Raw genomic sequence first — 13975 nt, forward strand, 5'->3', positions numbered from 1 at the left:
CTTGATTGACAACCATCTTCGCAGGCAGATATAAACTTGTACTTACGGGTGTGGAAGCCGGTGAAATCCCGGCGCGGTCGCGCCACTGTAATCGATGACGGAAACTTCGCCCTCGAGAGCCAGACCCTTCCCGTAAAAACCCTTCCGCTAATGGAACGCGCTTTTCTTCAAGAGGGATTACAATGTCTGATACCGCTTTCGCACCGTCCGCGATACCGCAGCCGATACCGCTCGGCCAAATCCTGCCGTGGGCCGTGTTCGCCGGCCTGCTGATGCTGCTGGCGATCTATTTCGTCGGCGCAGAGGAAGGCGCAGCCTCCCTCTTGTCAGGCAGCTATGTGCACGAGTTCGTGCATGACGCCCGTCACCTTCTCGGCTTCCCCTGCCACTAAGGGGACAAGCGCATGGTTGGACGTCTTTTGCTCCGCGGCATGATCGTCGGGGCACTTGCTGGTGTTCTCGTTTTTGCCTTCGCCCACACCTTCGGCGAGCCGCTGGTCGACTGGGCCATCGGCTTTGAAGAAAAGGCCGCGCAAGCGGCAGGCGAAGCGCCGGAACCGGAAATCGTCAGCCGCGCCACGCAGGCAGGCATCGGCCTCTTCATCGGCAGCATGATCTTCTCGACGGCGATCGGCGGGTTGTTCGCGCTGGTCTTCGCCTTCGTCTACGGCCGCATCAGCCCGCTCGGCGCGCGCGGTACGGCGGCGCTGCTTGCTGTCGCGGCCTTCGTGACGATTTCGCTCGTTCCGGACATCAAGTATCCGGCAAATCCGCCGGCGGTCGGCAATGCCGACACGATCGGCGCCAGAACCGAACTGTTCTTCATCATGATCGTCGCCTCCATCGTCGGCATGATCGTCGCCGTAGGCTTCGGCCGCCGCCTGGCGGCACGCTATGGATCCTGGAACGGAGCGATCATTGCCGGCGTCGGCTACATCGTCTTCGTCGCGCTGATCCAGTATCTGCTCCCATCGATCAACGAAGTACCGGAACAATTCTCGGCCGTGGTGCTCTGGCACTTCCGCATCACCTCACTCGGGATGCATGCCATCCTGTGGGCTACGCTCGGGCTTGCCTTCGGTGCATGGGCCGAACGCATGCTGCCGCAGACGCGCTACCGCGGTAACGCAGCGCTGCGCCAGGCCTGAAATGATACAGCCATCGCCTCCCGCGCGCTCCGTCGTGCGCGGGAAACGCCGATCCGGAAGCGGCGCGCTGCTCGCCGCCATCTGCCTCGTTTTATCCATCTGGCCGACAGTGCTTGCAGCCCATGGCGACAGGGCATCGGGAAGCCATGCCGGCATTCCGATACCAAGCCTCACCCATGGCGAAATGGCTCTTATTGCGCCCTACTACAGGCGGATCGTCGCGGTCGCGGAAGATGTGCCGAACACCGATGAGACCTTTCGCCGGCTTCTGAATTTCGCTCAGATCCAGCGAGCCTATTGTCTCTGGGGCATCATGCCGGGCAGCGTCAACGACGAGGAAAGCCCCTTCAACGAATGTTCGCATGCCTATCTCGCGGCAGCCAAGGCCGTATTGCTGCAGATGCGGATGATGAATGGCGACAGGGCTTCGGTCGAAGATCTCGTTTCCGATATCGACGCCATCCTCGTGCGCAACAATCTGTCGCTCGTTCTCTGCAAGTTCAGCGGGGAGAGCTTCAATACGGCCGATCTGGTCAGGCCGAGGCCGGCAGACATCGTCGTGCACGGCAAAAGCCTCATGACGGTCCTATCGGCCTTGATGGCGGCCGGGGCCGGCCTATGGCTGGCGGCGTGCGCATTGCGCAACGGCTACCGCTCTTAAAGAAACACCGCCGCTGAACGCGGCGGTGTTTTCGTCTTACGTGTCAAACTGGCTTACCAGTCGCGCGGGCGTCCACGCCAACCGTCCTCACGCCAGTCATCGCGATGATGGCGATGGTGCCAACCCCATGGTGGCGGCGGTGGCGGTCTGTAGTACCCCCAGCGGCGCGGCGGCGGGGCCCAGCGATTCGGGCGGCATTCACCCCAGCGGGTGAGGTGCCAGCCGCGGCCGCAGGCATAGTCAACATTCACAATCGGCGCTCCGGGTGTTGTCACTCCGGCCGCTGTCCCGATAGCAGGAACGGGCATTGCTTCTGCCGACGATACAGCCAATCCGCCGAGCAACGCAGCGATGGCAAACACTGTCGATTTCATCTTTGATGGTCCTCTATCCAAGTCCCTTGCACGCTGGATTTAAACCTCGAAGGTATGAACGCCGGCTGAACCGAAAAAGGCGTTTTGACGGCAAAATCGTGACCGGCTCTAAGCCGGCAACCGGCCGAAGGTTGCCCGTCGGAGAAATCGGATAAGCATGACCGCCGGCGCGCACGGGATATTCGGCTTCGCTCGCGCGTCACGAGAGTTTCACGAAGGAGGCCTACACCAGAAATATCAATTGCCATAAAGGAGTTTGAGATGGTCGACCTCGCTTCAAGCAGTTTAGAGAGTGGCAACGCCAATCACCCAATTCATGGTGCCTCCGGCTCAGCAAAATGGTTCCTGCCGCTCTTCGGCATCATCGTCCTCGGCGGTCTCGCCTATGTCGGCTATGCTCTCGGCAGCGATCTCGCCGAAGCTGCGGCGGTTCCGTGGATTTTGCTAGGTCTTGCCCTGTTGATCGCGCTCGGCTTCGAGTTCGTCAACGGATTCCACGATACGGCCAATGCGGTCGCAACCGTGATCTATACCCGCTCCTTGCCGGCTGAGTTCGCCGTCATCTGGTCCGGCTTCTTCAACTTTCTCGGCGTGCTGACTTCTTCCGGCGCCGTCGCCTTCGGCATTCTGGCGCTTTTGCCCGTTGAACTGATCCTTCAGGTCGGCTCCGGCTCCGGTCTTGCCATGGTCTTCGCCCTGTTGACCGCTGCCATCATATGGAACCTTGGCACATGGTATCTGGGTCTGCCGGCATCGAGTTCACACACGCTTGTCGGCTCCATCATCGGCGTCGGTCTGGCCAACCAGTTCCTGGCGCCTGCCGGTTCCGCCACAAGCGGTGTCGACTGGTCGCAGGCAAGCAGCGTCGGCATGTCGCTGCTGCTGTCGCCGATCATCGGCTTCGGCGCGGCCGCGATACTGCTTTTGGTCGCCAAGGTGCTGATCCGCAACAAGGCACTTTATGAAGCACCGAAGGGCAATGCACCGCCGCCGATGTGGATCCGCGGTCTGCTGATCTTCACCTGCACCGGCGTCAGCTTTGCTCACGGCTCGAACGACGGCCAGAAGGGCATGGGTCTGATCATGCTTATTCTCATCGGTCTCGTGCCGACTGCCTTCGCGCTGAACCGGACGCCCGACATCAACTATCTCGATGCCTACAAGGCAGCCTCCGTGCAGGTCGAGACGGTACTGGGCAAGTATGTAAAGCCCGGCGTCGCCGCTCCTGCCGATCCGAAGGCTGCCGTCAGCGCGGCCGTGAAGAGCAAGACCTGGACGGATGTTACAACTCCGGCGCTGCAGGCCTATATTCACGCAACGAGCGCCTCGATTGCCGCCTATCCGAGCGTCGAGAAGCTGCCGAACGGGCTCGTCAGTAACGTCCGCAACGACATCTACCTCATCGGTGAATCGCTGAAGCTGATCGACAAGCAGAAGCTGCTGCCGATGAGCGCCGACGACCTGAAGGCCGTCACCAGCTATCACGCCGCCGTCGATCACACGACCAAGTTCATTCCGCTCTGGGTGAAGGTCGCCGTCGCACTGGCACTGGGCCTCGGCACCATGGTCGGCTGGAAGCGTATCGTCGTAACTGTCGGCGAAAAGATCGGCAAGACGCACCTGACCTATGGCCAAGGTGCCGCCGCCGAAGTGGTTGCCATGCTGACGATCGGTGCTGCCGACCATCTCGGCCTGCCGGTCTCGACCACGCACGTCCTGTCCTCCGGTGTCGCCGGCACCATGGCGGCGAATGGTTCGGGGCTGCAATGGTCTACCGTGCGCAACATGCTGATGGCCTGGATCTTGACGCTGCCGGCTTCCATCGCACTCGCTTTCGTGCTGTTCACCGCACTTCGTCAGGTCTTCTGATCGGCGGATTCAATCGGCCTTTGGCTGAGCCCGGCAATATTTCATGAGATTTACGGCGCCCCCTTGCAGGGCGCCGTTTTTTTTACCGAGTGAGACAGGCACATGCTGCCGCTGCCTGCGCATGGCGAAACATGCACGGCCTCCTTCTTCAGAACCCAAGGGATTTCTCGGTCAGGTTCACGAACCAACGGTTTCCTTCCGGCTGCCATTGGCACCGAGGCCGGAAAGTTTCGCCAGCTCCGAGCGTCGGTTTGCGTAGTTTTGTGCGACCATCGGATAGCTGGGAGCGAGCCCCCATTTTTGCCGATACTCCTCAGGCGTCAGGCCATAATGCACGCGCAGATGACGCTTCAGCGTTTTGAAGCGTTTGCCGTCCTCCAGGCAGACGATGTAGTCGTTCGTCACCGATTTCTTCAAATCCACGGCCGGCACCAAAACACTCCGTTCGACGGCGGGAGCAAATCCATCCAAGGCGTGCAGCGCCTCGTAGGTGTCCTTGATCAGCTTCGGCAGGCTGGCGACTGGTATTGTATTGTGGCTGACATAGGCCGAAACGATTTTCACGCAGCCTTCGAACAATGATTGCATCCGCGGTCGAGCGGGCATTTTTCTCTCGCTGAAAGAATCCATGATCGTTTCCCAGATCTCCTTAGGTTCCTCGTGCGCCGCCCCGCTCGATTGCATCAAGTGGGGCGTCCGCTGCCGGATGTCTCACCGTTTCAAATTGCGCCATATTCAAGGCGCGTAATCCCCTGCACAGTTGCCGGGGCAGAATGCGTCCGCACCAGGTGCGGCCGCGATCAAAGTCGGTAGGCTCCCATCGCAAACCCCGCGACCACCCCAGCCTGCGGCAGCTCGCTGGCTGATTCTGCAAAATAGGCCGACAGCTTGTTGCAGAGAGTGGCAAGTGGCATGCCGAGCATGAATGCCGTGTGTGTCGGATCTCCCTTGCAGTGACGAAGCGTCTGCAAAATGAGCTTGCGCTCGACATCCTCGATGGTCTGGCCGACGAGCATGTCGATTGCCGCGTCGACGGCCTGGCCTACCGGATGCCCTTCCCGAAGATGAAGGACGAGCTCCTCCAGCAATCTATCCTCGCTGGCCGTTGCGATGACGATGTCCGTGGCACCATCCCCCAATTCACAAAAGACATAGAGGTCGCTTTCGGCATCTATCGTAATCCGCCCGACCAACTCTGCCGATGCATCACGAATGAGAATTTGCGGCGCTTCCCCACCGGAGAATGCGGCTGATAGGGCGTTATCGCCGGTGGAGAGCGCATCGTGCAGCCGGCGCACCAGGGCGCGCAGCAGCGTTTTGACCTTCAATTCCCGCGTCGCCTGCGCGGCGGACGCCCGATAGTCCGAAGCAAAGAGCGGCTGCCGCATCACCGCGACACCCATGCCGGCGACGCGGGCTGTTTCGGCAAACGGCCCGCGCCTGCCTCTCTTGCATCGGGCACCGGGGTTGCGACCTTATTCGACGCAACAGTGGCGGAATGGCTCATGCACCCCCCTGCAGACCGATCTTGCCTTTGTGTCGGCGCAGCTTCGGCAGTGACACCGGCTTTGACAAAAGAAAGCCCTGCACATGGGTCGCGCCCGCCGCGCGGGCCGCATCGAGCTGAGCGTCAGTCTCGATGCCTTCGACGACAACGAAAGGCGCAAAACAGGAGGCAAAGCCGACGAGATGGAAGAGGCTATCGTGTCCATCGCGGCCTCGCCTGTTATCCCGCAGGAACGCTGCATCGATCTTGACGATATCGGCGGTCACCTGCAGCAGCGATGCCGGTGTGGCGAAGCCTGAGCCGAAATCATCGATCGCGATGCGACAGCCGAGCGAGCGGATGATCTTCACCCGCTCGATGGCGGCGCCGACAAGCGGGTAGCTTTCCGTGACCTCGACGATCAGCCGGGAAGCGAGCTCCGGCCGACGGGTGATTCGGCTGAAAATATCCGCAAACCGATCCGGCTGGGACAGGCCGGACACCGATAGATTACAGCCGAGAACAAGCGTTTCATCCGCGACAAGAGCTGACAGCACCATATCGAGAATGTGCAGGTCAAGCGCGAACCAACGATCCTGCCGCTCGAGGAGCGAGACAAATGCGCCCGCCGCATGCACTGTTCCATCCGCCTCCGTCACACGCGCGAGGCTTTCGGCATAAAATACTCTTTCGATATTCACGGCGTCATGGACCCATTGGGTGGCGAATCCTAGGCCGCCCTCGGCAATCGCCCTTAAGATCAGGTCCTTATGGCCTTCGTCGTTACGGCTCGCCTTACCGTTCATCAAACTTCCCCTCGTCAGGGAGCAGATCTTGGGCAGAGCGCCGATGGCGAGCAGCGGGGGCTGGAAACGGTGCGATGGGCTCCGAATCGTCAAATTTCTGGTGCTTTAGATCTGCCTCATCCATCTTCCAGACACCTCAAACCCTAATCATTAGGGCCCCCCTTTACCGAGCTGGAAATATTGCAGCAAAGACCATAGTCAACCGGACGCCGCCACGCCGTCGACGATCTTCCTTCATTTATTGCTAATACAGTAACTAGTAACCCATTGCAAAAGTCAATCGCTGCGCGTTCTTGTCATATACAATTCAACTAAAGTATTAACAGGCTTTTCCGGTCATTCGCCGCCCAATTCTTGAGGCCACCATCCGTTTCCTTGCGCTGCCTGCAGAGCCAGATCCAATGACGGCAGTTCGGCATGCCACAGTTTCTCCCACTCTAGGCTGACGACGCCGGCATAGCCATCGGCAGCAAGAGCGGAACGCAACGCCGCCATGGGAAATTCCCCGCTGCCCGGCAGTACATAGCTATATGGTAGCCGCGGCCCCGCTTTGGAAATGCTGTCCTTCACATGAAGATGGCGGGTATTGCCCCGAACCTGTCTCCAGGTTTCGACAGGATCCTGCCCGCCCTTGCGCCAGGTGTGATGCGTATCCCAGAGCAGCGCGCAATCGGGTGCGGCCCTGAGAATGCGAGCGATCGCGTCCGACGTTACCAGACAATCATGGGTCTCGACGACCATCTCGGCGGCAAAGCCCTCTCGCGTGGCTGTTTCGTCCCACCACCGCAGTGTTGATAACGCTTCGTCCAACTCTCTCTCATCGCCCGTTCCGCCGCCGTCGAAAACCCGCAGCGACCGGATACCGGCCGCCTCCGCCCAAGGCAGATAGCGCAGGAACTCCTCCTTCGCCTCAGATGTCGCGCCGACAAGGCGCAGCGAGGTATTAAAGGCGCAGACACTTACGGTGGACTCTTCTAGCGCACGGGCAAGTGCGGCCGGCGAGCCGAACCTTTCGGTGAAGTAAGTCGCCAGATCGATCGTGCCACCAAGAGCGCGAATTTCGATAGCGTCGAGACCATGATGCTCTGCCAAGGCAAGGGCTTGGTCCAGTTCGAGGTCCGCACATCCCAGCGTGGAAAATGCCAACGTCATCCTTGGCATATCATTATCAACGGTAGTCACCGCGGCCTCCTCCGCCTGGTTTCCAATGTCCGCTGGCAAGCTCGGAAGCAAGTGGCTCCACCCAATTTCCGCGACCGACGCGCAACACAAGTAACCAAATGGATAATTATGGAACCAGGCTCAATCGTCAAGAGCCATCGGGAATGCCCGCGATAAACGAATGCCAATCGCCCTCAGCTGGTCCATCCGAACCGGCATCCCATCGGATATCCGTTGGCGCTCCTAAGGCTATCCCTGCCAGACGACGGGATGAGTTTCTCCGGTCGCGACATTGACGAAGCCTTCCGGAGCTCTTTCTGACGGGGCCACCAGAACCCAACGCCAGGGCGCGCAGGTGAGCGTCGCAAAGGAGAGGCGTTCCGGAAAGCCTGGCCACCAGCGCGGCGAAAATGTCGGCTCATACATCCAGTCGATGCCGGCACCAGCCTCATACAGCTTCTGCATTTCGGCATCCAGCTCTTCGGCTGATCTCGCGGTCATCAAGCCGCCAACTTCGTAGTGGACGCGAGCGATCACTTCTCCGCCCGAAACCAGCACCCAGCCGCCCTGCTGCTCGTTGAGCGCATTGACGACCATGGCCATGGCCTCATCGGAAGAACCGACGACCCAGATATTGTGCTTGTCATGGCCGAGCGTGGCGCCAAGCGCGGTATCCGGCGTGCGCGGCCCGGTGCCGAGCCAGAACATGCGGGCGACTTTGGCTTCGCCGGAAAACCGGTCGACGATGGCGAACTTGGTAACGTTGCGGTCGGAATCGCGCTGGACGGCGCCATTGGTGACGGGCAGATCCATCGTGATGAAATCGTCGGCCCAATGGAACGGCCGCAATAGCGCCGCCTTTGCGGTGGCAGCTTCCAATGGGGCAGCAATGCGAAAATCCTCGGCCGAGACGATTCTATCGATCCGAACCGTCTTTGTCGCCCAATCCGGCCAGTCGATTTCGGGGCGGACACCGACGAAGGTCCCGCCTTCGGAAGCCGGCTTACCATCTGCCCAGACTTTGGCGATCGACAACTTCGCCACATCGTCCAGAAGCACGATATCGGCAAAGCGACCGGGAGCGATCGAGCCGACCCAGGGCGTGAGCCGCATATGCCGCGCCGGATTGATCGTCACGCACTGAATAGCGATTTCAGGCGCCAGCCCGTTCTCAATCGCAAGCCGGACATTGTGATCGGTCGCGCCGATCTTCAATGTGTCGGAAGCGCTGCGATCGTCGGTGACGAATGCAATCTGCGACCAGTCGGATAGGCCCTTGTCGATCAGCCCCTGGATGACCTCTGGCAGGGAATGCGGCCGAAGCTCGATGAACAGGCCGTGCGTGAGCTTTTCCCAGATTTCGTCGAGGAACCAGCCTTCGTGATCGGAAGCGAGACCCGCCCCGGCGAAAGCATTGATCGACGCGAGATCGCGTAGGCCGGCGCCATGGCCTTCGACAACGCCGCGTTGCTCGAACGTAGCGCGAATCATGCCCCAGAGGCGATCGTAAGCCGGATTCTCCGGATTACTGACCGAAGGCCAATCCATCACCTCGTCGAGGCCGGCGACCATCAGGCTTTCATTGAGAAAGGCCTTCTGCTCGTCATAGCCGAAGTGGCCGCCGCCCCATTCATAGGCGGTCGGCGGCACGGCCGAGCCCGGCAGTGGGAATATCTTCATCGGCGATCCGCGGCGACGCGCTTCCAGCCAGAATTCGAGATTGCGGGCGCCGTTCACATTGGAAAACTCGTGGCTCGCTTCGCAGGTCCAGGTCACGCCGTGCGGCATAACCAAAGCGGCCTCCCATTCCGGCGTCAGATGCGAACTTTCGATATGCTTGTGCGCCTCGCCGAAGCCGGGAACGGCAGACAGTTGCGGCTCGTGAATGCGCTCGCCGACCTCGCCCTTATAGCTGCCGGCCGGGCCGACATAGGCGATGCGCCTGCCCTTGATGACGATCTCCTGATCTTCGAGCCAGGTGCGGCTGTGCACGTCGAGCAGCCGGCCGACGCGCAGCGAGCGGGCGGCGGGGCGGCGACCGAGCGCGGTCAGGGTCAGATCCTGGCGGATCAACACCTCGTCTTCCGCATTCACAAGCAGATCGTCGGGAAGGTTTGTCGTGGGAGATGTCATGATTGGCATGCCAGCAGGAAACTCGTTCCGCTGAAGGTAAAGATGGCGATCTGATGTGTAAAGCCGCTTACCCGACCTTCAGGAAAGCAAACCATCTCAGTGAGTTGCATTCCTGGCCCTGCGGCGCGCCAAAATAACTGATCCGTCCATATCGAGCCTGAAAAACCGCTGCGTGCTCAATTGTTGGGCTTGTAAAGCCTATGCTCGAAAAATAGTATCCTCCAAGCTTGAAGCATCTGCAGGATTTCACGGATTAAAGGATCGATAATGAAGGGCCTCTCTCTTGCCCATGTCGCGGGCTTTGCGATTATCGCAGCGACTGCCGCCCTACCGGCCTACGCCCAGGCAAAGACCCTGACCGTGTCATGGTGGGGCTATAACGGCGAGAAGATGCAGGCCAATATCATCGAGCCGTTCAAGAAAATCTGCGGCTGTGAGGTTGTTTTCGAAACCGGCAACAATGCCGACCGTCTCAACAAGCTGAAACTGCGCGGCGGCAAGGGTGTCGATGTCATCTACCTGACCGACAGCTATTCGCAGATCGGCATTCAACAAGGTCTCTTCCAGGAAGTCGACCGCAGCAAGCTCCCGAACCTCACCGATCTCTACGACATCGCCAAGGCGCCGCAAGGCAATTACGGCCCGGCTTACACGATCGGCCGCGTGGGCATCGTCTACGATACGGCCAAGGTCGGCACGCCGGTCACCTCCTGGAACGATCTCTGGCGCGCCGACCTGAAGAGTGCCATTTCGCTTCCGGGCATCACCACAACGGCCGGGCCGCTGACGGTGCTTGAAGCCGGCAAACATGCCGGCGTCGATCCTTACACAGATGCCGACAAGGCCTTTGCAGCTATCGAGGCGCTGAAGCCGAACGTCGTCAAGAACTACAACACCGGCTCCGAGCTGGTGAACCTGATCTCGACGGGCGAGGTCAAGGTGGCTCTGGCACAGGACTTCGTTCTGACATCGATGCGCGCGGCCGTTCCCACAATGGCCTGGGCCGATCTTAAGGAGGGCGATATCGCCACCCTCAACACGGTCAACATCCCCAAGGGCTCCGAAAACGTCGAGCTTGCCCACCAGTTCATCAACTTCGTCCTGTCGAAGGACGTGCAGCAAGCCGAAGCCGAGCAGGGCGTCGATGCACCAGTCTCGACCAAGGTGGTGCTGACGCCTGAGAAAGCCAAGCTCTGGACTTACGGCGCCGAAATGATCGCCAAGCTCAGCCGGATTGATTATCAGAAGCTGAACGAAGCTCAATCGGACTGGATCGATCGCTGGAACGAGATCTTCGGCATGTAATAAAGGCGTGCCGCAGCCGGCCTGCGGCACTCTTACGGAATTCTTCTGATGAAGCATCTTGCAAAATGGGGTTTGACGGCGCCGGCAATCATCGCCGTGACACTGTTCCTACTCGTCCCGGTCATCATCACGATCGCGGCGACATTCGGTGAGCCAAAAGGGCTGTTTTCCCCTTACATCACCTTCTTTACCAGTGGCTTTCGCCGCACGGTGCTCTTCAGGACGATCGAGGTTGCGCTGATTACGACGGTAATCTCGCTGATCATCGGCTTCATCGCCGCCTATGTGATCGCGCAGATGCCGGGCCGCGCCAAAAGCATAATGATCATCGCCGCCGTGTTCCCGCTGTTGACTGGCGTCGTCGTGCGCTCCTTCGCCTGGCTGATCATTCTCGGCAAGAACGGCATTCTCAACACCATCCTGCTTTCCATGGGTGTCATCAGCGAGCCGCTGTCGATGCTGTATACCGAGGGTTCGGTGATCGTCGCGATGGTCTATCTTTTCGTGCCACTGATGATCCTGACCCTCGTCGGCGTGCTCGAGGGCATACCGCAGGATCTCATTCAGGCTGCGACCTCCCTCGGCGCGACACCGGCCGCGACCTTCCGGCAGGTCATCCTACCGCTTGCCACGCCGGGCCTTATCGTCGGCGCCGTACTGGTCTTCACCGGCAGTTTCACCTCCTATGCCACGCCGCAGCTGCTCGGCGGCGAAAAGCAGATGATGATGGGCACCTTCCTTTACCAGCGCGCCATGGTCACCTTCGACTGGGTGGGCGCTTCGACGATTGCCGCCATCATGGTGGTCGTGACGATCGGGATCGTGGCGATCATGAGCCGTATCGCGCGGCGGCTGAACCCGATGGCGGTGTGATCATGACAAAATCCATCCACCCTGCACTCATCGCTTTCACGGGCTGCGTCTTCCTCTTCCTGTTGGCACCACTCGCCATCATCATCGGCGCCGCCTTTAGCAACACGACCTATCTGACCTTTCCGCCACAGGGCCTGACTCTGCGCTGGTTCTCGAACATCTTCCAGATCGAGGCCTTCCGCACGACGGCAATCACCAGCTTAGAGCTCGCCTTCCTCGGAACAGCGCTTTCGCTGTTGATCGGCATTCCCGCGGCCTATGCCATCAGCCGCTACAGGGTCGAACTGCCGCGCTGGCTTTCGACGCTCTTCGTCCTACCGATCCTCGTTCCGGAAATCGTCTTCGGCTTTTCGCTGATGAAATCGATCACCATCGGGCTTCAGCTTCCGATCTTCCCGAGCCTCTTGATCGGTCACGCGCTGCTAGTGCTGCCCTATTCGGTGCGCGTCGTCAGCGCCAGCCTCGCGAGCTTCGACTTCTCGATCGAGGAAGCTGCCATCAGCCTCGGCTGCCCGCCCTTGAAGACCTTTCTGACGGTGGTGCTGCCGAATATCCGCGCCGGCGTCATCGCCGCCTTCATTCTCGCCTTCATCACCTCCATCAACGATGTCTCGGTATCGGTCTTCCTGACCGGGCCTGGCATCTCCACCCTTCCCATCCAGATCCTCGCCCATATGGAGCAGTTCTTCGACCCGACCATCGCCTCGGTCTCCGTGCTGCTGATGCTCGTGACCGTCGCCGTCATGGCGATCGTCGAAGCGACCCTGGGCCTCACCTTCCTGACAAAGTAGCCACCCGTGACCGTATCGCTCTCCATCAGTTCCATCAGCGCTCATTACGGCAAGACAACCGTATTGCAGGATCTCTCGCTCTCTGTCGGCGCCGGCGACCTGGTCTCGCTGCTCGGTTCGAGCGGCTGCGGCAAGACGACGACGCTGAGGCTCGTCGCCGGCTTCCTGCAGCCGACGAGCGGCACCATCAAGCTGGGCGATCGTGACCTGACGACCCTGCCGGCGCATGCTAGGGATATCGGACTGGTGTTCCAGAACTATGCATTGTTTCCGCATCTGACCGTGCTTGAAAACGTCGCCTTCGGCCTCAAACAGCGCCGCATGGCGACCCAGGAACGCCAGCGGAAGGCTGCAGCCATGTTGGAACGCGTCGGCCTTTCCGGCCTTGGCGACCGCCTGCCTGCTGCACTGTCGGGCGGCCAGAAACAACGCGTGGCGTTGGCTCGCGCGCTCGTCATCGGGCCGCCGCTTCTGATGTTCGACGAGCCGCTTTCCAATCTCGACGCCAAGCTCAGGGTCGACATGCGCGTGGAAATCCGCCAGCTGCAGCGCGCCAACGGCACGACGTCGCTCTACGTGACGCACGATCAGGAGGAAGCCTTCTCGATCTCGGATCGTGTCGCCATCATGAATGCCGGCCGGATCATGCAGCTCGATACGCCCGAAGTCCTTTACCGCAAGCCGGCGAATGCTTTCGTCGCGCGTTTCGTCGGCTTCGAGAACCTGCTGCCGCTGCGGGCCGTCGCGCGCGAGGGCGCCCTGGTGACGGCAGAGGGTGCCGGCGGCGCGAAGATCACGCTTTCGCAGGATGATTTCGGGCCTCTGCCGGACAGTTTCATCCTCGGCTGCCGTGCCGACGGACTGTCGGTTCGATACGATGGCAACGGCTTGCCGGCTATTTTGGGCACACGAACCTATCTCGGCCGCGCTTATCAATATCAATGCCAAACGGCCGCCGGCGATATCGTCGCCAACGGCACTTTGTCTGAGCCGATGACTGCCGGCGGTGCGGCCGTACTCGTGCCCTTGCCGGAGCAATGCTGCATTCTTGCTCCGGAGAAGTGACCATGAAGATTGCAAGGCAGAGGCGATTGCTTTTGTTGTCCGGCTTTGCAGTATTGTGTGCTTTGTCGGCTTTGCCTCCTTGCTGGGCCTGAGAAGTCGTTCAATCCTCGACGCGTAACCAAATAAAAAAGCCCGCAGAACGCGGGCATTTTGATGTTGGTTTCGGCTGCGGTCTTGGCGCGCGCGTCTGTGATAATTGTTGTTATGAGGGATGGGATATTGGTTGCGGGGGCAGGATTTGAACCTGCGGCCTTCAGGTTATGAGCCTGACGAGCTACCGGGCTGCTCCACCCCGCGTTACCA

The 13975-nt window shown here is 60.2% G+C and carries 14 protein-coding genes and 1 tRNA gene; 8 read left to right on the forward strand and 7 right to left on the reverse strand.

The window, feature by feature from the left end:
* Positions 1-182 precede the first annotated feature (182 nt).
* From GA0061102_RS29515 to GA0061102_RS29525, 3 genes are read left to right on the forward strand one after another with little or no spacing between them, the layout of a single operon-like run.
* Positions 183-392 carry a CbtB domain-containing protein gene (locus tag GA0061102_RS29515; RefSeq protein WP_092855815.1) on the forward strand — a complete coding sequence of 70 codons (210 nt, stop codon included), beginning with the start codon at positions 183-185 and terminating at the stop codon, positions 390-392.
* A gap of 12 nt (positions 393-404) precedes the next feature.
* The gene (locus GA0061102_RS29520) at positions 405-1148 is read left to right on the forward strand and encodes a CbtA family protein (protein WP_092855816.1); all 744 of its coding nucleotides are present in this window, start codon (positions 405-407) and stop codon (positions 1146-1148) included.
* 1 nt (position 1149) lies between these two features.
* Positions 1150-1809, forward strand: coding sequence for a hypothetical protein (locus tag GA0061102_RS29525; protein ID WP_167668093.1), 660 nt, complete (start codon positions 1150-1152; stop codon positions 1807-1809).
* Positions 1810-1862: 53 nt separating this feature from the next.
* Here GA0061102_RS29525 and GA0061102_RS34130 read toward each other — a convergent pair whose 3' ends face one another.
* Entirely contained in the window at positions 1863-2183 is a 321-nt protein-coding gene (locus GA0061102_RS34130) for a GCG_CRPN prefix-to-repeats domain-containing protein (RefSeq protein ID WP_092855817.1), read from the reverse strand.
* 261 nt (positions 2184-2444) lie between these two features.
* Here GA0061102_RS34130 and GA0061102_RS29535 point away from each other — a divergent pair, with 261 nt between their 5' ends.
* Positions 2445-4052: an inorganic phosphate transporter gene (locus tag GA0061102_RS29535; RefSeq protein ID WP_092855818.1), complete on the forward strand. Its 1608-nt coding sequence runs from the start codon at positions 2445-2447 to the stop codon at positions 4050-4052.
* 177 nt (positions 4053-4229) lie between these two features.
* Here GA0061102_RS29535 and GA0061102_RS29540 read toward each other — a convergent pair whose 3' ends face one another.
* The 5 genes from GA0061102_RS29540 to GA0061102_RS29560 form a co-directional block, all read right to left on the reverse strand.
* The gene (locus GA0061102_RS29540; RefSeq protein ID WP_280949848.1) at positions 4230-4682 is read right to left on the reverse strand and encodes a Ros/MucR family transcriptional regulator; all 453 of its coding nucleotides are present in this window, start codon (positions 4680-4682) and stop codon (positions 4230-4232) included.
* Positions 4683-4852: 170 nt separating this feature from the next.
* Positions 4853-5440: a helix-turn-helix domain-containing protein gene (locus tag GA0061102_RS29545; protein WP_092855832.1), complete on the reverse strand. Its 588-nt coding sequence runs from the start codon at positions 5438-5440 to the stop codon at positions 4853-4855.
* Between the two features lie 115 nt (positions 5441-5555).
* Positions 5556-6344 carry an EAL domain-containing protein gene (locus GA0061102_RS29550; RefSeq protein ID WP_092855819.1) on the reverse strand — a complete coding sequence of 263 codons (789 nt, stop codon included), beginning with the start codon at positions 6342-6344 and terminating at the stop codon, positions 5556-5558.
* Between the two features lie 336 nt (positions 6345-6680).
* A complete protein-coding gene (locus GA0061102_RS29555) occupies positions 6681-7526 on the reverse strand; it encodes a sugar phosphate isomerase/epimerase family protein (protein WP_245298179.1) in 846 nt (281 codons plus the stop codon).
* A 228-nt stretch (positions 7527-7754) separates the two neighbouring features.
* Complete coding sequence (locus GA0061102_RS29560) at positions 7755-9638, reverse strand: adenine deaminase (protein ID WP_092855833.1); 1884 nt, start codon at positions 9636-9638, stop codon at positions 7755-7757.
* Between the two features lie 267 nt (positions 9639-9905).
* Between GA0061102_RS29560 and GA0061102_RS29565 the strand changes: the two genes are divergently transcribed.
* Genes GA0061102_RS29565 through GA0061102_RS29580 form a run of 4 tightly spaced genes read left to right on the forward strand, consistent with a single transcriptional unit; the run spans position 9906 to position 13672 of the window.
* Positions 9906-10943 carry an ABC transporter substrate-binding protein gene (locus GA0061102_RS29565; RefSeq protein ID WP_092855822.1) on the forward strand — a complete coding sequence of 346 codons (1038 nt, stop codon included), beginning with the start codon at positions 9906-9908 and terminating at the stop codon, positions 10941-10943.
* A gap of 48 nt (positions 10944-10991) precedes the next feature.
* Entirely contained in the window at positions 10992-11816 is an 825-nt protein-coding gene (locus GA0061102_RS29570; RefSeq protein ID WP_092855824.1) for an ABC transporter permease, read from the forward strand.
* 2 nt (positions 11817-11818) lie between these two features.
* Complete coding sequence (locus tag GA0061102_RS29575) at positions 11819-12607, forward strand: ABC transporter permease (protein WP_425348577.1); 789 nt, start codon at positions 11819-11821, stop codon at positions 12605-12607.
* A gap of 6 nt (positions 12608-12613) precedes the next feature.
* Positions 12614-13672 (forward strand): ABC transporter ATP-binding protein, encoded by a 1059-nt coding sequence (locus tag GA0061102_RS29580; protein WP_092855826.1) that lies wholly within the window; start codon positions 12614-12616, stop codon positions 13670-13672.
* A 220-nt stretch (positions 13673-13892) separates the two neighbouring features.
* On the opposite strand, the gene GA0061102_RS29585 is transcribed toward GA0061102_RS29580, so the two are convergent.
* A tRNA-Met gene (locus GA0061102_RS29585) sits at positions 13893-13969 on the reverse strand.
* Between the last annotated feature and the right edge of the window lie 6 nt (positions 13970-13975).

This window comes from Martinezella miluonensis, assembly GCF_900094545.1.
Lineage (GTDB): Bacteria > Pseudomonadota > Alphaproteobacteria > Rhizobiales > Rhizobiaceae > Rhizobium > Rhizobium miluonense.